The organism is Roseivivax halodurans JCM 10272, assembly GCF_000521785.1.
GTDB lineage: Bacteria > Pseudomonadota > Alphaproteobacteria > Rhodobacterales > Rhodobacteraceae > Roseivivax > Roseivivax halodurans.
On the sequence record NZ_JALZ01000050.1, the window covers coordinates 1 to 16,574 of the forward strand.

Genomic DNA, 16,574 nt, shown 5'->3' on the forward strand with positions numbered 1-16,574 from the left:
CAACATTTATCTGAGGGGCTGGCCTGCGTGGGCCCGCCCTTCCGTTTGATCTTACGACTTGCTGGAGGCCGGCAGTTCGATGTTGATCTCGAGGTTGGAGAGGTTGTCGCCACGCTCGATCTGGATGTCGACCGAGTCGTCCTCGATCTTCATGTGCTTCTTGATCGCCGCGAGGATGTCGCGCTGAAGCTCGGGGAAGACGTCCGGGGACGTCCCGTCGGTGCGCTCGTGGGCGAGCAGGATCTGCAACCGCTCCTTGGCGGCGCTGGCCGAGCTGTCCTGCTTCTTGCCCCAGCGGGGGAAACCGAACATTTTCCTCATGCCGACCGTCCGAAGAGCCGTCCCATGAAGCCGCGCGGGCGGTCGCTCTCGACTTTGACCTCGAGGTCCTCGCCGTCGAGCCGCGCCACGGCGGACTCGTAGGCCCGGCTGGCCGCAGACGGCTCGTCGAGCACCACCGGCATGCCGAGGTTCGAGGCCCTGAGCACCGCCTTGCTTTCGGGAATGATGCCGAGCAGCGGGATCGCGAGGATCTCGAGCACGTCCTCGACCGTCATCATCTCGCCGGTGTCGATGCGCTGCTGGTCGTGGCGGGTGATGAGCACCTGCGCCTTGATCTCCTGGCCGTCCTCGGCGCGGGCGGTCTTGGAATTGAGCAGCCCCAGCACCCGGTCGCTGTCGCGGACCGAGCTGACCTCGGGGTTGGTGACGATCACCGCCTCGTCGGCGAAATGCATCGCCATGAGCGCGCCGCGCTCGATGCCCGCCGGGCTGTCGCAGATGATGTAGTCGAACTCCTCGCGAAGCTCGTCCAGCACCGCCTTGACGCCCTCCGTCGTGAGCGCGTCCTTGTCGCGGGTCTGCGAAGTGGGCAGGATCGCGAGGTTCTCGAGCCGCTTGTCGCGGATCAGAGCCTGCTTCAGCTTCGCATCCCCGTGGATGACGTTGATGAAGTCGAACACCACCCGGCGCTCGACCCCCATGATCATGTCGAGATTCCTGAGACCCACGTCGAAGTCGATCACGACGGTCTTCTTGCCACGTTTCGCAAGGCCGGCGGCGATCGCCCCGGCCGAGGTCGTCTTGCCGACGCCCCCCTTGCCGGAGGTCACCACGATGACCTTGCAGGGCTTGCCTTCCGCTTCGTCTTTCACCAGCTGCTCCTGTCCTGATCCTGAGGTTTCAGCCGAGAACGCTCATATGCAGCGTGTCGTCCTCGAGCGAGACCTGGACGCGCGCCCCTCGCACGTCGTCGCTGTAATTGTCGGGTGTCCGGTAATGCCCGGCGATCGCCACCAGTTCGGCCTCGAGCGCCTGGCAGAAGATGCGCGCGCTCTCGTCGCCGTGCGCGCCCGCCATCGCGCGGCCGCGCAGCCGCCCGTAGACATGGATGTTGCCCGCCGCGATCAGCTCCGCCCCGGACGAGACCGGACCGATGACGATGAGGTCGCCCTGATCGGCGATCACGACCTGGCCCGAGCGAACGGGCTGCGTGACGACGCGGTTCTGCGGGGCGGGCGGCGGGGATGCCGCCGCGGCCGCCCCGACGAACTTGGCCTTCACGCGTTCGGCGCGGGCGGTCACTTCGGGCGAACGCGACGGCACCTGTTCCTGCGTGGGCGCCCGCTCGCGCAGCGGCCCGTCCTGGCCCGCTTCGACGAGGATCAGCCCAGACGCCGCGGCGGCCTCGGCAAGCCGTCCGGTCGCGTTCAGGATGCCGAAGGGCAAAAGGCGCCGCGCTCGCAGTTCCGAGACCAGGGTCTTGATGTTGGCCTCGCCGACCTCCGCGCCCGCTTCCTCGACATCGATCAGCATCGGCGCCTTCTCGAAGAATTGCGGCGTCTGCCGCAGATGGCGGTCGAGCGCGTCGAAGAAGCCCTGGTCGATCGGCCCGGAGCCGATGCGCAGCGTGATGGCCGTAAAGTAACGGCCGCGGAACTTGAAGGGGCGGACGCGGGCCGGCGATGCGCCGCCGGGTGAGGCCGTGTGGGTGTCTGTCACGAATGACCTGTCATTGCTGCTCGGGGCTTGCGGCGACTCTGGCGTGCGCCGTCCGGGTTTTTGTCCCCGTAGCGTTTCCGGGGCCCGACGTCCAGTATTGCCGTCGCAGAATGGCTCCATTCGGCGTGAAGACGCCGCGGCGCGGTGAACCCTTCGGCGGCCGGGCCGATGCCTGCCCGTCGCCTCCGTCCGGCTTCGATACCTTCGAGCCCGGAGGGAGGCCCGCGGTGTCCCGGCGGCGCGGCCGAGGCCGGGGCAGCGCCCGCGCGGTGGACATCCGCCGCGCAATGTGGCCCATGCCGGAGGGCAGGACCCGGGGAGACAAATCATGACGGACGTGGCGCACGAGCTGATCGACCTTCTCGACATCGAGCCGCTCGAGGTCGACCTATTCCGCGGGCTCGGCGTGAAGGGCGAGGCGCCGGGCCGCATCTTCGGCGGCCACGTCATCGCGCAGGCGCTGATGGCGGGCTACCGCACCGTGCCCGAGGACAGGCTCTGCCATTCGCTGCACGCCTATTTCATCCGCCCCGGCGATCCCGAGGTGCCGGTGATCTACCAGGTCGACCGATCGCGCGACGGCGGCAGCTTCACCACCCGCCGCGTCGTGGCGATCCAGCACGGACGGCAGATCTTCCACCTCTCCGCCTCGTTCCACATCGACGAGGAGGGCTGGTCGCATCAGCACCGGATGCCCGAGGTCGCGGGACCCGATGCCTGGCCCGACCGCGCGGCCCTGCGCGCGCCGCATGTAGACCGTATCCCGAAGGAGCGCCTGCCCGAGTTCCTGCGTGAGCGTCCCGTGGATGTGCGCGAGGTCGAACCGCGCGACCTCTTTGCGCCCGAACCCGCTGACGACCGCAACGCAATGTGGTTCCGCATGGAGGCCGCCGCGGGGCAGGGCCCGCAGATGCAGCATTGCCTTATGGCCTATGCCTCGGACATGAACCTTCTCGGCTCCTCTCTGCGGCCGCACGGGCTGACCTTCTTCCAGGGGAGCACGATGGTCGCGAGCCTCGATCACGCGATGTGGTTCCACGCCCCGATCCGCTTCGAGGAGTGGCACCTCTACAGCATGGACGCGCCCTTCACCGGCGGCGGGCGCGGCTTCAACCGCGGCTCGATCTTCAACGTGGACGGCGAGCTCGTCGCCTCGACCGCGCAGGAAGGCCTGATGCGCCCGCTCAGACCAAAGGCCTGACGATGCGGCCGCCGGGATGCCGGTGCAGCTGCGTGCAGAAAAGGGGAGAACGCTGACGCGACACTGAGCAGCCAGTGGGATTTCTCGCTGCCTGACCCGCGCCCTGCGGCCCATGCGCTTGCTCTCGGCGGCGATCTGGTAGACCAGCACCTCCAGACATTACGGCAAGAGAGGCGGGCAAACCCATGGATCCATCGCAGATTTTCCTTTTCGCCGGGATCGCGGCGGGCGCGGGCATCGTCGGTGGCACCCTCGCGGGCCTCCTTGGTGTCGGCGGTGGCATCGTCATCGTGCCCGCGCTCTATTTCGCGCTCTCCATGACGGACATGTCGCCCGGTTTCGTGATGCAGGTCGCGGTTGGCACCTCACTCGCCTCCATCATCTTCACCTCCGCATCGTCCTCCTGGGGGCACTGGAAGAAGGGGGCGATCGATACCGACCTTCTGAAACTGTGGGCCCCGTTCATCCTTCTCGGCACGATCCTCGGCGGCATCATCGGCGGCCTGGTGTCGGGGCAGGTGCTCATCGCTGTCTTCGCGCTCGTCGCCTTCGTGGTCGCGCTCGACATGATCCTGCGCAAGCCCGCATCCGGCGGGACCGGCGAGACCCGCAGCTTCTCGCGTCCGGTCTGGGCGGCGTCCGGCATTTTCGCCGGTGGGATATCGGCCATGATGGGGATCGGCGGCGGATCCGTCTGCGTGCCGGTGATGAGCTTTCTCGGCTACGACATCCGCCGGGCCGTCGGAACCTCCGCCGCGATCGGCTTCGTCATCGGTCTGCCCGGCGCGATCACCTACGCGATCACGGGGCTCGGCCAGGAGAACCTGCCGCCGTTCTCGGTGGGATACGTGAACCTGCTGTCGCTCGCCTGCCTGGTGCCGCTGACCATGACCTTCGCGCGGGTCGGGGTGAGGCTCGCGCATTCGATCCCGCAGTCGCGCCTGCGGCTCATCTTCGGCCTCTTCCTGATCGCGACGGCAGCGAACATGGTCCGCGATCTCGTCTCTCACGCCGGATGACCGGACTTTCACGAAGCCGTGGGACCGGCGCGACGCCCATGCCTTACGCCGCGTCGGTCTGATATGGGTTATCGCAAAGCATCCAACTGAGCGGGCCGCGCCCGCCCGTCCCGGGAGCGACTGCCATGACCCGCATGACCGCAACGCGCCGCGCCTTTCTCTCGACCGGCAGCGCCGCCCTCGTCACCCTCGGCGCGGGGCTGACCGTGCCCGCGCGGGCGCAGAGCCTCGGGCCCACCCGCAGCATGCGCGGCGGCTCGAACAATTACCTGCCCGGGGCACCCATCGTGGAACGCATCGGCGGCGGCGGCTTCTGGATGAGAGGCACGGTGCGCCGCGCCGGGGACGGCGCGCCGCTCCAGAACGCGCGCATCCAGATCTGGGCACACACCACCGAGGGGCACGAGCGCGAGCCGCAGAGCCATGGGGCGACCCTGACGAATGCGGACGGCGCGTTCCGGCTCGAGATGCCGCAGATCGTGCCGGCCTTCGGACAGCCGCACGGGCATCTCGCCTATGACAGCGGCGGTTACGAGTCAGTTTTCCTCCGCCCTGTCATGGCCAGCCCGCAACAGACGAGCCTGACCGCCGATTTCGTGCTGAGCCCGGCCTGACCTCTTGCCCCTTCTGCGGTCGATCCTGATCTGGGCGGCACTCGTATGCGCCGTCTTCGTACCACTCGCCGTGGCGGCGGGCAGCCCGCTCCTCGAATGGCGGGGAGACGTCTACATCGCCGCGGGGCTCGCGGGCGTGGTGGCGCTCAGCCTCGTGCTCGTTCAGCCGCTTCTCGCCGCGGGATACCTGCCCGGGCTCGCCGCGCCGAAAGGGCGCCGCGTGCATCGCTGGATCGGCGCCGGCCTCGTTGTCGCCATCGTCGTCCATGTGGGCGGGCTATGGGTGACGAGCCCGCCCGACGTGATCGACGCGCTGCTCTTCACATCCCCGGCGCCGTTCTCGGCCTGGGGCGTCGTCGCCATGTGGGCGGCCTTCGCCTCCGCTCTCGTCGCGATGCTCCGCGGACGCATCGGTCTTCGGCCGCGGCATTGGCGGGTCCTGCACACGGGGCTTGTGATGCTCATCGCGGTCGGCAGCGTGGTGCATACGCTCCTTATCGAGGGAACGATGGGTCCGGTCTCCAAGCTTGTCCTCTGCCTCCTGGTGCTCGCCGCGACCGGAATGGCGATTGCCGATCTGCGCGTCTGGACGCTGCTCAGGCGCCGGAGGACCTGAAACCTCTTTCACCTGCGTCATCCTATGCTAGGTGGGCCAGCACAATAAGATGATTGGGTCGTTCAGGTCTGCGAGGGGCAGCCGAGGAGCGCCCCGAACAGCGGAGGATGGGTCATGACGGCTTTGCTGCGGGTTTCTCGCGGGATCGATTGGGTCAACGGATGGATCGGGCGGACCTTTGCCTGGCTCGTGCTCGCCGCGGTGCTGGTGTCGGCCGGCAACGCCGTCATCCGGAAGAGCTTCAACATCTCCTCCAATTCCTGGCTCGAGCTGCAATGGTACCTCTTCGGCGCGGTCTTCCTGCTCTGCGCGGCATGGACGCTGGAGCGGGACGAACACGTGCGGGTTGACGTTCTTTCCTCGCGCCTCTCCGCCAGGGGCAGGGCGATGATCGACCTCGTCTGCCATCTGGTCTTCCTGATGCCCTTCGTGATCCTGATGGTCTGGCTTTCCTGGCCGTTCTTCATCTCGTCCTATGTGAGCGGCGAGCAATCCTCGAATGCCGGCGGTCTCATCCGCTGGCCCGCCAAGCTCTGGGTGCTGCTCGGGTTTGTCTCGTTCACCGCGCAGGGCCTGTCCGAAATCATCAAGCGCGTCGCGCAGCTGGCCGGAGCGATACCCTATCCGTCCGACGAGGCGAACGACGCGCCGCCGGCGGTTCGGGAGGCCCGCACATGATCGAGCTCATCGCCCACAACCTCGCCCCGATCATGTTCATCTCGGTGATGGGGCTGCTGCTGCTCGGCTATCCGGTGGCGCTCACGCTCGCCGGCGGCGGCATGATCTTCTTCGTGATCGGTGTCTGGCTTTCCGACTACTCGAGCGAAATCAATCTCTTCTGGCCTCTCCTTCGCGCGATGCCGGAACGTGTCTTCGGCATCATGTCGAACGACACGCTGCTCGCCATCCCCTTCTTCACCTTCATGGGACTGATCCTCGAGCGATCGGGCATGGCCGAGGATCTCCTCGACACGGTGGGTCAGCTCTTCGGTCCGCTTCGCGGCGGCGTGGCCTTCGCGGTGATCCTCGTTGGCGCGCTTCTCGCGGCCACCACGGGCGTCGTCGCCGCATCGGTCATCGCGATGGGGCTCATCTCGCTGCCGATCATGCAGCGCTACAAGTACGACCCGTCCGTGGCCACCGGCACCATCGCCGCCGCGGGCACGCTGGCGCAGATCGTGCCGCCGTCGCTCGTCCTCATCGTCATGGCGGACCAGCTCGGCGTGTCGGTCGGCGACATGTATCTCGGCGCGCTTTACCCGGCGCTCATCGTGGTCGGGGTCTACTGCCTCTACATGTTCGGCCTCACCATGCTGCGGCCCTCGGCAGTGCCGGCGCTTCCCCCCGAGGAGCGCAGGCTCGGCGGCGGCATCTGGTCTCTGGTCGCCATGTTCGCGCTGGCGGTGGTGCTCTATCTCGTCGGCTCGCGGATCCTCTTCACCGATTTCATCCCGGCGACGCGGGTCGTCTTCGCGGCCGCCTTCACCGTGCTGGTTTGTTACGCGGTGGCGCTAGCGAACCGGTACCTCAAGATCGGCCTCCTCTCGCGTCTCGCCGAGGAGGTGGTGATCGTCCTCATCCCGCCGCTGGCGCTGATCTTCCTGGTGCTCGGGACGATCTTCCTCGGTATCGCGACGCCAACGGAAGGCGGCGCGATGGGCGCCGTCGGCGCACTGATCCTCGCGGTGGCCAAGCGCCGTCTGTCGCTCGGCACACTCCGCTCGGCGGTGGAGGCGACGGCCAAGCTCTCGGCCTTCGTGCTCTTCATCCTGATCGGCGCGCGGGTCTTCGGTCTCACCTTCTACGGCGTGAACGGACAGGTCTGGCTCGAGGAGCTGCTGCTGGGCCTGCCCGGCGGGCAGTTCGGCTTCCTTCTGGTCGTCACCGTGGTGATCTTCATCCTCGGATGCTTCCTCGACTTCTTCGAGATCGCCTTCATCCTCGTGCCGCTGCTCGCGCCGGTGGCCGAGACGCTCGGGATCGACCTGGTCTGGTTCGGGGTGATCCTGTCGATGAACCTGCAGACATCGTTCCTGACGCCGCCCTTCGGGTTTGCGCTGTTCTATCTGCGATCCGTGGCGCCATGGAACGACCGGACGGACAAGGTGACGGGCGAGACGCTCGAGGGGATCCGGACCGCGCAGATCTACAAGGGGGTGCTGCCCTATATCGGCATCCAGTTCCTGCTGATCCTGCTGGTGATCTCGGTGCCGAGCCTCGTGACGCATTACAGCGCCGACCGGCAGGCCCAGCAGGAATCCGCGGCCGCCGAGAGAGAGCGGACCGGAGCGGGCGGCAGCTCGGGCTTCAACTTCGGAGGCGGCGGAGAGACCTCCGCCCCGCAATCCGAAGGCAACAGCGGCTTCAATTTCGGCGGCGGCTCGCCGTCGGAAGAAACCTCCGACGAGTCCGAGAGCGATGCCGGCAATCCGGGATCCGGTTTCAACTTCGGTGGGAGTTCGGCGCCAGAGGGTGGATCCGGCGACGGCACCGATGGCTCGTCCGGCGAGACCCAATCCGGGGCCGGGGCCGATCAGGGCGCCGGTGACGGCTTCAACTTCGGCGGAGGCCAGGAGGAAGAAGCAGAACAGTCAGAGCCGCAGGGTGGGGCCGGAGGGTTCAACTTCGGCAACTGACCTGAGGAGGCGCGGCCCCGAAGGGCCGCGCCTCACATGCTCTTAATTGTCGGTTCCGCCGCCGACCGAGCCTTCGCCCTGGATCTGCGCCGGAAGCTGACCCTGCGACTGCTTCTCCTGCATGAAGTTCGCGAAGGTCTGCTCCGCAACCTGCTGCCAGAGGAAGTGCTCGGACTGGAACTTCATCATGCTGTCGTAGATGTCGGCCCAGCCGTCGACGTTCTGGCGGAAATCGGCATAGAGATCGAGCGAGGCCTCGTAGCCCGCATTCATCACGTCGTCGGGGAAACGGCGCAGCTGAGCCCCCGTGTCCACCAGTTCGCGCAGCGCGGTGGGGTTCTTGTAATCGTACTCGGCGAGCATGTCGGTGTTGACCGCCCGCGCCGCCGTATCGAGCAGGGAACGGTACTCGTCTGGGAGCGCCTCGTAGGCCTCGCGGTTGCAGAAGACCGAGAGGGTCGCGTTCCCCTCCCACCAGCCGGGATAGTAGTAATAGGGCGCAACGCGCTGGAAGCCGAGGCTGTTGTCGTCGTAGGGGCCGACCCATTCGGTCGCGTCGATCGCGCCGCGCTCGAGTGCGGCATAGACGTCGCCGCCTGCGATCTGCTGCGGCACCACGCCGAGGGCTTCCATGATCTGGCCGCCGAGTCCGGCGACCCGCATCTGCAGACCCTGCATGTCGTCGAGGCCGCCAATCTCGTTCCGGAACCAGCCGCCCATCTGCGTGCCGGTGTTGCCCGCCGCCATGAACTGCAGGCCCTGCTCGTTGTAATAGGCGTTGAGCGCATCGTTGCCGCCGCCGTAATAGAGCCACGCATTCATGCCGCGCGCGTTGAGGCCGAACGGGATCACCGTGCCGAGCGCCCAGGTCGGCGACTTGCCGACGAAGTAATAGGCGGCGGTGTGGCACATCTCGACCGTGCCGTTCTGGGCGGCGTCCGCGGCCTGCAGACCGGGCACGATCTCGCCCGAGGCGAAAACCTGAATGTCGAAATTGCCGCCCGAGGCTTCGCGCACGTACCTAGCGAGATCCTCGGCGCCGCCATAGACGGTGTCGAGCCCCTTGGGGAAGGAGGAGGTGCAGCGCCACTGCACCTGTGGCGCGGAATGCGCGATCGCCGGTGCGGCGAGCGTCAGGCTGCCCGCGCCGCCAAGCGCGGCGGTCCGGAAGAATGAACGGCGGTCCATGTTTTGCCTCTTATTGCTGTATCTCCCATCTGCTTTATTCAAACTTGCGGCAAAGGTCGACCGGACCGCGCAAAAGAAAAAGGACCCCGGGTCAGCCCCGGGGTCCTCTCGTCAGGACAGGTCTCGCGATCAGTTGTCGGAGCCGCCGCCTCCGACCGAGCCTGCGCCCTGGATCTGAGCCGGCAGCTGGCCGTTGGCCTGCTTGGACATCATGAACCGTGCGAAATTCTGCTCGGCCACCTGCTGCCAGAGGAAGTGCTCGGACTGGAACTGCATCATGCTGTCGTAGATGTCGGCCCAGCCATCCGCGCTTTCCCGCAGGTCCGCATAGAGCGACAGCGCCGCGTCGTAGGTCGCGTTCAGCACGTCCTCGGGGAAGGCGCGCAGCTGCGCGCCGTTCTGCACGAGGCTGCGCAGCGCCGCCGGGTTCTTGTAGTCGTATTCCGCCATCATCTCGGTGTTGGCGGCGCGGCAGGCAGTCTCGAGAATGCTCTTGTAAGTGTCCGGCAGGCTCTCCCACGCCTCGGTGCCGACGAAGACGTTGAGGGTGAGGTTCCCTTCCCACCAGCCGGGATAGTAATAATACGGCGCCACCTGGTAGAAGCCGAGCTTCTCGTCGTCGTAGGGGCCGATCCACTCGGCGGCGTCGATGGTGCCGCGCTCGAGTGCCGGGTAGATGTCGCCGCCCGCGATCTGCTGGGGCACGACGCCGATCTGCTCCATGATCTGACCGGCGAGGCCGGCGATCCGCATCTGGAGGCCGTCCATGTCCGACAGCCCGCCGATCTCTTCGCGGAACCAGCCGCCCATCTGCGTGCCGGTGTTGCCGGCGGGCAGGTAATGCAGGCCCTGGCCGTTGTAGAAACCGTTGAGGGCATCGAGGCCGCCGCCGTAATAGAGCCACGCGTTCATGCCGCGGTTGTTGAGGCCGTAGGGAATGACCGCACCGAGCGCCCAGGTCGGCGACTTGCCGACGTAGTAATAGGCGGCGGTGTGGCACATCTCGACCGTGCCGTTCTGCACCGCGTCGGCGGCCTGCAGGCCGGGCACGATCTCGCCGCCCGCGAAGACCTGGATGTCGAACGCCCCGTCCGTGGCCTCTCGCACGTATTTCGCGACGTCCTGCGCGCCGCCGTAGATCGTATCGAGCGATTGCGGGAACGACGACGTGCACCGCCATTGTACCTGTGGGGCCGATTGCGCGAGCGCGGGCGCGGCGAGCACGCCGGCCCCGGTGCCGCCGATCGCGGCGGTGCTGAGGAATTTGCGACGATCCATTGGGTCTCCCCCCTGTTAGTTGAACCGATGGGCCACCTAGAGCAGTGAGGACCAAAGGCGATCCATAAGGGGCCGCAGCGTAACCCAAAGGTCCGGTCGAGAGGGGCGGGGGTTGCCGCAGGAGCGTGCAGCGAGACGGCCCTCACGCGCCTAGGCGGATCAGTCGGCGAAGATCCCGACGCTGCCGTCCGCCACGCGCCGGCAGATGTAGCGCGTGTCGCCTGCGGTCAGGACCAAGGCCGGACCGCGTCCGGTGCGGCGGCCGGCCAGGATCGCCACGGGCTCGGCGATGAGCCGGGCCGAAGTCCGGCATGGATCGGCGAGCGCGGCGAAGTCCTCCGCCGACCCGCCGCGCTCGCCGGTGCCCGGCTCAGATGCGCAGGCCGCGAGGGCGATGCAGGCTGCGAGCCAATACGGGCCTCCGGCACGGATCATCCGATTGCGCATGACAGGTCCTTTCAGTCGTTATCTGGAGTGGCCTCCGCGACCGCTCAGAGCGCGCCCTCGTCACCCATGAACATGACCGAAGGGCCGGTGCCGTCGTTCGACACGAGGCAGCGCCAGGGCGCGCCGTTCTCGCCGACCCGCATGTAGATCGCAGTATTGGCTTCGGAGAACTCGCTTCCCACCACGTCCACGTTCCCGTCCGTCTGCGCCTCGAGCGTGCTGCGGCACGCGTCCACGGCCGCATCGCTGACCGACGCATCGTATGTCGTGATGAAAGGCGGGCCGGAGGGCGAGGGCGACATGATGCCGGACGAGCCCGTTCCGGACGCGGTCTCCATGTCGTCACAGGCCGACAGCGCGGCGAGCGCAAGCGCTCCAGCGGCGATCTCGAGGATACGGGTCATCGGAAATCTCCCTTGCTGCATGCAGAACAAGACGAGCGCAAAGCTTGACCACGCCCCTGACGGCATCGGACGTGGTCCCGCGATGCGCGCCGCGGCGGGGACTCAGCTGGCACGCCATGATAGCACGGTTTCGCCCTTGCGACTTCGGCGCAGGGATCGGGACGCAAACCGCTTGTGCCTCGTTTCCGCCGTGCCGGGCGTTTATGCGTCGAGGTTCAGGCAATGACCGGAGGACGCATGGAAGAGACCGGACTGGAGATCCTCGCGGCCGAGACGGGGCGCCAGCATACCGACGCGCTCGCGGCGTTCCATGCCCAGCAGGGCAGGGCGGAGGACATCGCCGGCGACATCCGCCGGATCGGGCGGCTCGATCTGCTCGGGGTCGGCGGGTCCCATTGGGTCAACCGGATGGCGGAACCGGCCTATCGCCGTCTCGGCATCGCGGCGACGGCGCACAACGTATCGGAATACATGCGCGCGCCGCTGCCCGGCGCTGCGGTGCGCATCGCGACCTCGCAATCGGGCGGCTCCGGCGAGATCCTCGCATGGCTCGACGGGGCTCCCGGCGGCCCGGTCTACGGCCTGACGATGGCGCGCGACGGCCCTCTTGCCGCGCGGGTGCCCTGTCTCGTCGCAGAGGGACCGCCGGAGCGGAGCTATGCCGCAACGCGGTCGGTCATGGTCACGCTCGCCCAGCACGCCGCGATCCTGACCGCTCTCGGAGGTGACATGGAGGAGGTCGAGCGCGCACTGGCCGCGCCCGGGCCCATGCCTGATGGTGCGAGGGCCATCGACGCACTCGCCGCCGCGCGGAGCCACGTCTTCAGTGCCCGCGGCGCGATGCAGGGGCTCGCGGGCAGCGCCGCGCTCCTTTTCATGGAGCTCTCCCGCCGGCCGGTCCTCGCCCTCGAGGCGGCGCAGTTCCGTCACGGGCCTTTCGAGGCCGCCGATCGCGACACCTGCGTCCTGTTCTTCCGGGGCATCGGGCAGGAGGGCGACAATATCGACGGCCTCGCGCGGGCGCTGCTGGACGAGGACATCCGCCCGGTCATCATCGATGCCTCGGGTGAGGCTCCGGTCGATGGCGCGATCACCGTGCCGGTGACGCCTGCGCACGGCCTCGCTGCGATCCTGCGGTCGCTGCCGGTCGTCCAGAACCTCGCCATCGGTGCGACGAGCCGGATGGTGCCGGATTTCGGCAGGCCGCTGCGATCCACCAAGGTGACCTCCTCCGAAGCGGAGTGATCGGGGTGGCCGGGCGCCTGCGTCGCAGCTCTCAGGTCCCGACGTGAGCCCTGTCGAGAAGGCGCGCCATCGTCGCGACGAGCGCCTCCCGGCGAAGGGGTTTGGGGACATGGGTGTCGATTCCCGCAGCAAGATAGGCCTTCACCTGGTGGGTCATCGCGTTGGCCGATACGGCGATGATCGGCACCCGCGGCAGGTCCCGCTCCGTCTCGATGCGGCGGATCTCCATCGCCGCCTCGGTCCCGTCCATCCCCGGCATGTTCACGTCCATGAGGACGAGATCGAAGGTTGTGCTTCGGCAGGCCGCGACAGCCTCCGTGCCGGTCTCCACGAAGGTCAGCTGCAGATCGAAGCGTCGCAGCATGAGGGACAGGACCTTCTGATTGATCGCGTTGTCTTCCGCGACGAGGATCCGCCACTTCCGCCCGGCGAGCACCCGGTCGGGATCGTCCCGGATCCCGCGCCCCGAAGTCGCCGCGGCGTCGGGTTCCGCCGCCGGCGCCAGGATGATCGCGGTGAAGCGCGACCCGCCCCCCGGACGCGGGGCAAAGGTCAGATCGCCGCCGAGCAGCCGGCAGAGCTCGCGCGCAATCGCGAGGCCGAGGCCCGACCCGCCGAACCTCCGCGCCACCGAGCTGTCGATCTGCGAGAAGGCCTCGAAGAGCCGCGAGCGGCGGTCTTCCGGAACGCCGATGCCGGTATCGCTGACCGTGAACGTAAGCCGCGCGTCCGAGCGCGCGACGCAGAGCGCGACCTGTCCGGCCTCGGTGAACTTCACCGCGTTCTGCACGAGATTGGTGAGGATCTGCCGCAGGCGGGTCGGATCGGTCATGACCGGCCCCGCGCAGCCCTCTCCGACGGTCAGCGTGAACGCCAGACCCTTGCTTGCGGCCTCGATGGCGAAAAGCCCGTGCAGGTCCCGCGCAAGCCTCGGTATGTCCACCGGTACCAGTTCGAGGTCCATCCTCCGCGCCTCGATCCGGGTGAGGTCGAGAATGTCGCTCAGCAGGCCGAGCAGCGTCTGGCCGGAGGAGTGCAGAAGGTGCACCATTTCCGACTGTTCCGCCGTGAGCGGTGTCTCGGCGAGCGCGCTTGCCATGCCGAGCACCCCGTTGAGCGGCGTCCTGATGTCGTGGCTGATCATCGCGAGGAATGCGGATTTGGCCTCGTTGGCGGCCTCCGCCTCGAGTTTTGCCCGTTCGAGGTCCGCGGTCCGCTCCTGCACCGCCTCTTCGAGGCGGGCGGCCTGCGCGCGCAACTCCTCGTTGGCGTCGAAGAGTTCGCGAGACTTCGCCTCGAGCAGGCTCTCCGCCTCCATGCGGGCGCGTCGCTCGCGCTCGTAGCGCCGGCGGGCGACCGGGGCGTCGCTCGGTGCAGGGGACGCCTGCACAGTACTCACCCCGAGAGCCGGATCCGGAATTCCGCTGCGCGCTCCGCTCCGTTTCCGATGTCCCGTCGCTCGACCTCCGCCGGCGTTCCGAAATGCGTGGCGCAGGCCTCGATCAGCCCGTGGCAGAACGCCTCGAGCGGGCGGGCCGAGCGATAGGTCATGACCATCTCCGACGGCCCGATCCGGCGTGTGGCGAAGCAGGGCAGTTCGGCGTCGGGATAGAGCTTGCGGACCTCCACATGCACCTCGGATTCTATCGCCTCGAGCATGTCGATCAGGCTCGTCTTGCCCGCGAAGAATTGCGGATAGGTCTCGGAGAACCGGCGCAGCATGTGGTGGCCGAACATCTGCTGCAACCGGTCGGCGGGGAGCCCCGTCCGGTCGCTGATCTTGCCGACGATCATCATGAGCTCGCGGCAGGGATAGTTGCCGACAGCCGAATAGGCCCCGTCATTGGTCAGCTCGAGCTCGTCGAGGATCGCGTCCACGCTCTCTTCGCCGATGGCGGTCTCGGCCATGCCGAGCAGTTCGGTGAACACCATGCCCTTCATCCGCACTCTCCCGTGCCTCTGCGGGCCCAGTGCTAGCGCCGAAACGATGAAGGCGGGCTTAAGGGAGGTGTCGTGTCGGTCCACATGGCCGGGATCGGAGGCCGCGACCCTTATCGGGCCCGTCGCTCCGATGGTCGGGAGAGAGCCGTGCCGGAAGGCCGCCGACCGGGGCGGGGCCTTCCGGGCCGTTCGGATTTGAATCGCGCCCTCAGGCGCGGCGACGCCGCAGGACGCCGAGGCCCGCCACACCCATGCCGAGGAGCCAGAGCGACGCGGGCAGGGGAACCGGCGAAGGATCCGGCAGATCGCCGGTGAAGGGCTTGCGGATCTCGTAGCGTTGCTCGAGGTCGTCGGCGACCATGAACGCATTCGTGCCCCCGGCATTGGCGAACACATCGACCGTCGGTGCCAGAAGGGAGATGCCGAAGGTCGAACGGATGGTGAATCTGTCTACCCCGGAAAGGTTCAGGATCACGTTGTTCGCCGCATTGAAATCGTTGATGTTGAGTGCCTCGAAGGTGAAGTCGGCAATGCCGCCGAGATCGGCGTTGATGATCAGCGTGCTGGCGCCGCCGAGGTCGAACATCCGGCTGCCGCCACCGGTGAAGAAGGTGTTGAACGCGCCCGAATCGAGCTTCGCGACCGCGATGCCGTCGCTTCCGGCCGACGCCTTCAGGACGCGATTGTTCATGTCCCCGCCGAATGTCGTGCCGGTGTCCTCGAGCTTGGCGAGGTCGGAGGACAGGGTCGTGAAGGCCTTGCGCACCGCGTCGACGGGCACGGGCTGACCCGAGGCGACGGTGGTGCCGTTGCGCTGAAGGTCGAAGGTCGTCGGGCCGGTGCTCCCGGCGACCTCGAAGCGCCGCTGGCCCGGGTTCGGCTGCGTGACGGACTGGCTGTCGCCGATGACGACGTTGCCCTTCACGTTGGTGTTGCGGCTCGACTTGATCTTGCCGCCCACGACCAGCGCACCGGACACGTCGCCCACCGTCCCGTCCGGGAAGTCGCCGCCGACATAGACCGGCGCGGGCGTGTCGGACAGGAGCGAGTGATCGCCAAGCGCGATGACGCTGAAATCGCGCAGCATCTCTCGGGCGTCTACGGTTGCGGCAAAGGACGGAGTGGAAAGGCCGACGGCGAGCGCCGCGGCAATCGAAACAGATCGGAACACAATACACCTCTACATGGCGCGGCCCACACGGGCCGGCAACTTACCGCCAAGTAAGGACTTTCGTGGCCCCTTGGCAAGCTCTTGCCACGATTTGCGCAGGGCGCGCACACAATTTGGTCACAATGCGCGCGGCAATCTCGGGGATCGCGTTTTCGGGGGAAGGTTTCCGCAGCGGAAAAGGACGTCGCCGGCCGCGACCCTGGCGATCACCTCACCACGCAGACGCTCTCGACAAGGAAGCCATTCCAGCGCCCGCTCGATCGGTGTAAGCCTTGCCCATGCTTCGCCGCCGCGCCTGCACGTTCACTGCCATTTTCGCCGCGTTTCTGCTCGCGGCGCTCGGTGCCGTGTCCGCGCACCAGATGGCGCCGGACCGTGAGGCTATGGAACGGCAGGCTGCCCTGCAGGCCTTTGGCGCATCACTCGAAGAGTTCTGCGGTCTCGCGGAGGACGGCCATGACCATCCCTGTCCGTTCTGCCACAAGCTCCCCGGCACCCCGCGCATTTTGGCACCGGATAACGGCGCACGCATCACGCGGGTCGTCGAACACCGGGTGGGGCGCGACCTCGTGGCCGGCCCGCAGGATCTTCGCATCCATGACTCGCCGCGCGCGCCGCCGCACAGCGTTTGATCTCTGACATCCGCGTCCGCTCCGCATCGGCGAGTGCGGGACCTTGGGGGCGCTTGGCGCGCCGCCCGGTCCGTCCCTCGTCGGCGCGAGGCTCGAGAGCGCCATCGGGACGGCGGGATGGACCTGCACCGGCTGTTCTCGCCGCGTTCGGGACCTGCCGCCTGCTCGCGGGCTGACATCT

Annotated in this window: 18 protein-coding genes; 8 read left to right on the plus strand and 10 right to left on the minus strand. The window is 67.6% G+C overall.

Annotated elements, in window-relative coordinates:
* Positions 1–51: 51 nt before the first annotated feature.
* The 3 genes from minE to minC are packed head-to-tail and all read right to left on the minus strand — an operon-like array spanning position 52 to position 2,001.
* A complete protein-coding gene (minE, locus tag OCH239_RS19605; RefSeq protein ID WP_425280312.1) occupies positions 52–321 on the minus strand; it encodes a cell division topological specificity factor MinE in 270 nt (89 codons plus the stop codon).
* Entirely contained in the window at positions 318–1,154 is an 837-nt protein-coding gene (minD, locus tag OCH239_RS19610) for a septum site-determining protein MinD (RefSeq protein ID WP_211242031.1), read from the minus strand. The genes minE and minD overlap by 4 nt, the downstream gene beginning before the upstream one ends.
* Positions 1,155–1,182: 28 nt before the next feature.
* The gene (minC, locus tag OCH239_RS19615; protein ID WP_037266707.1) at positions 1,183–2,001 is read right to left on the minus strand and encodes a septum site-determining protein MinC; all 819 of its coding nucleotides are present in this window, start codon (positions 1,999–2,001) and stop codon (positions 1,183–1,185) included.
* Positions 2,002–2,329: 328 nt separating this feature from the next.
* Here minC and OCH239_RS19620 point away from each other — a divergent pair, with 328 nt between their 5' ends.
* The 6 genes from OCH239_RS19620 to OCH239_RS19645 all read left to right on the plus strand — a co-directional run bounded on the left by OCH239_RS19620 (position 2,330) and on the right by OCH239_RS19645 (position 8,087).
* Positions 2,330–3,202: an acyl-CoA thioesterase gene (locus OCH239_RS19620; RefSeq protein ID WP_037266709.1), complete on the plus strand. Its 873-nt coding sequence runs from the start codon at positions 2,330–2,332 to the stop codon at positions 3,200–3,202.
* Positions 3,203–3,387: 185 nt separating this feature from the next.
* Positions 3,388–4,221, plus strand: coding sequence for a sulfite exporter TauE/SafE family protein (locus tag OCH239_RS19625; RefSeq protein ID WP_037266712.1), 834 nt, complete (start codon positions 3,388–3,390; stop codon positions 4,219–4,221).
* Between the two features lie 125 nt (positions 4,222–4,346).
* Complete coding sequence (locus OCH239_RS19630; RefSeq protein WP_037266715.1) at positions 4,347–4,835, plus strand: peptidase associated/transthyretin-like domain-containing protein; 489 nt, start codon at positions 4,347–4,349, stop codon at positions 4,833–4,835.
* A gap of 4 nt (positions 4,836–4,839) precedes the next feature.
* Complete coding sequence (locus tag OCH239_RS19635; RefSeq protein ID WP_157577975.1) at positions 4,840–5,451, plus strand: ferric reductase-like transmembrane domain-containing protein; 612 nt, start codon at positions 4,840–4,842, stop codon at positions 5,449–5,451.
* Between the two features lie 114 nt (positions 5,452–5,565).
* Positions 5,566–6,129, plus strand: a complete 564-nt coding sequence (locus tag OCH239_RS19640; RefSeq protein ID WP_037266717.1) for a TRAP transporter small permease subunit — start codon at positions 5,566–5,568, stop codon at positions 6,127–6,129.
* Positions 6,126–8,087, plus strand: coding sequence for a TRAP transporter large permease (locus OCH239_RS19645; RefSeq protein WP_084782699.1), 1,962 nt, complete (start codon positions 6,126–6,128; stop codon positions 8,085–8,087). Before OCH239_RS19640 ends, OCH239_RS19645 begins: the two co-directional genes overlap by 4 nt.
* 42 nt (positions 8,088–8,129) lie before the next feature.
* Here the strand turns inward: OCH239_RS19645 and OCH239_RS19650 are convergent, their stop codons facing one another.
* The 4 genes from OCH239_RS19650 to OCH239_RS19665 form a co-directional block, all read right to left on the minus strand.
* Complete coding sequence (locus tag OCH239_RS19650; protein WP_051489642.1) at positions 8,130–9,275, minus strand: TRAP transporter substrate-binding protein; 1,146 nt, start codon at positions 9,273–9,275, stop codon at positions 8,130–8,132.
* A 129-nt stretch (positions 9,276–9,404) separates the two neighbouring features.
* Entirely contained in the window at positions 9,405–10,553 is a 1,149-nt protein-coding gene (locus OCH239_RS19655; protein WP_051489643.1) for a TRAP transporter substrate-binding protein, read from the minus strand.
* A gap of 159 nt (positions 10,554–10,712) precedes the next feature.
* Positions 10,713–11,000, minus strand: a complete 288-nt coding sequence (locus OCH239_RS19660; RefSeq protein ID WP_037266721.1) for a hypothetical protein — start codon at positions 10,998–11,000, stop codon at positions 10,713–10,715.
* A gap of 44 nt (positions 11,001–11,044) precedes the next feature.
* Entirely contained in the window at positions 11,045–11,404 is a 360-nt protein-coding gene (locus OCH239_RS19665) for a hypothetical protein (RefSeq protein ID WP_037266724.1), read from the minus strand.
* Positions 11,405–11,641: 237 nt separating this feature from the next.
* Here OCH239_RS19665 and OCH239_RS19670 point away from each other — a divergent pair, with 237 nt between their 5' ends.
* Complete coding sequence (locus OCH239_RS19670) at positions 11,642–12,649, plus strand: SIS domain-containing protein (protein WP_051489644.1); 1,008 nt, start codon at positions 11,642–11,644, stop codon at positions 12,647–12,649.
* A gap of 31 nt (positions 12,650–12,680) precedes the next feature.
* On the opposite strand, the gene OCH239_RS19675 is transcribed toward OCH239_RS19670, so the two are convergent.
* The 3 genes from OCH239_RS19675 to OCH239_RS23395 form a co-directional block, all read right to left on the minus strand.
* On the minus strand, positions 12,681–14,039 hold the full coding sequence (locus tag OCH239_RS19675) for an ATP-binding protein (protein WP_157577976.1): 1,359 nt from the start codon (positions 14,037–14,039) through the stop codon (positions 12,681–12,683).
* Positions 14,040–14,044: 5 nt separating this feature from the next.
* Positions 14,045–14,590, minus strand: coding sequence for a heme NO-binding domain-containing protein (locus OCH239_RS19680; protein WP_037266731.1), 546 nt, complete (start codon positions 14,588–14,590; stop codon positions 14,045–14,047).
* A gap of 208 nt (positions 14,591–14,798) precedes the next feature.
* Entirely contained in the window at positions 14,799–15,761 is a 963-nt protein-coding gene (locus OCH239_RS23395; RefSeq protein ID WP_211242032.1) for a collagen-binding domain-containing protein, read from the minus strand.
* Between the two features lie 278 nt (positions 15,762–16,039).
* Here OCH239_RS23395 and OCH239_RS19690 point away from each other — a divergent pair, with 278 nt between their 5' ends.
* On the plus strand, positions 16,040–16,393 hold the full coding sequence (locus OCH239_RS19690; protein ID WP_037266736.1) for a hypothetical protein: 354 nt from the start codon (positions 16,040–16,042) through the stop codon (positions 16,391–16,393).
* Positions 16,394–16,574 lie beyond the last annotated feature (181 nt).

Bases quoted from the DNA above. Each gene is read 5' to 3' on its own strand.
- minE (WP_425280312.1), bottom strand. From the start codon at position 321: ATGAGGAAAATGTTCGGTTTCCCCCGCTGGGGCAAGAAGCAGGACAGC.
- OCH239_RS19620 (WP_037266709.1), top strand. From the start codon at position 2,330: ATGACGGACGTGGCGCACGAGCTGATCGACCTTCTCGACATCGAGCCG.
- OCH239_RS19625 (WP_037266712.1), top strand. From the start codon at position 3,388: ATGGATCCATCGCAGATTTTCCTTTTCGCCGGGATCGCGGCGGGCGCG.
- OCH239_RS19630 (WP_037266715.1), top strand. From the start codon at position 4,347: ATGACCCGCATGACCGCAACGCGCCGCGCCTTTCTCTCGACCGGCAGC.
- OCH239_RS19640 (WP_037266717.1), top strand. From the start codon at position 5,566: ATGACGGCTTTGCTGCGGGTTTCTCGCGGGATCGATTGGGTCAACGGA.
- OCH239_RS19645 (WP_084782699.1), top strand. From the start codon at position 6,126: ATGATCGAGCTCATCGCCCACAACCTCGCCCCGATCATGTTCATCTCG.
- OCH239_RS19650 (WP_051489642.1), bottom strand. From the start codon at position 9,275: ATGGACCGCCGTTCATTCTTCCGGACCGCCGCGCTTGGCGGCGCGGGC.
- OCH239_RS19655 (WP_051489643.1), bottom strand. From the start codon at position 10,553: ATGGATCGTCGCAAATTCCTCAGCACCGCCGCGATCGGCGGCACCGGG.
- OCH239_RS19660 (WP_037266721.1), bottom strand. From the start codon at position 11,000: ATGCGCAATCGGATGATCCGTGCCGGAGGCCCGTATTGGCTCGCAGCC.
- OCH239_RS19665 (WP_037266724.1), bottom strand. From the start codon at position 11,404: ATGACCCGTATCCTCGAGATCGCCGCTGGAGCGCTTGCGCTCGCCGCG.
- OCH239_RS19670 (WP_051489644.1), top strand. From the start codon at position 11,642: ATGGAAGAGACCGGACTGGAGATCCTCGCGGCCGAGACGGGGCGCCAG.
- OCH239_RS19680 (WP_037266731.1), bottom strand. From the start codon at position 14,590: ATGAAGGGCATGGTGTTCACCGAACTGCTCGGCATGGCCGAGACCGCC.
- OCH239_RS19690 (WP_037266736.1), top strand. From the start codon at position 16,040: ATGCTTCGCCGCCGCGCCTGCACGTTCACTGCCATTTTCGCCGCGTTT.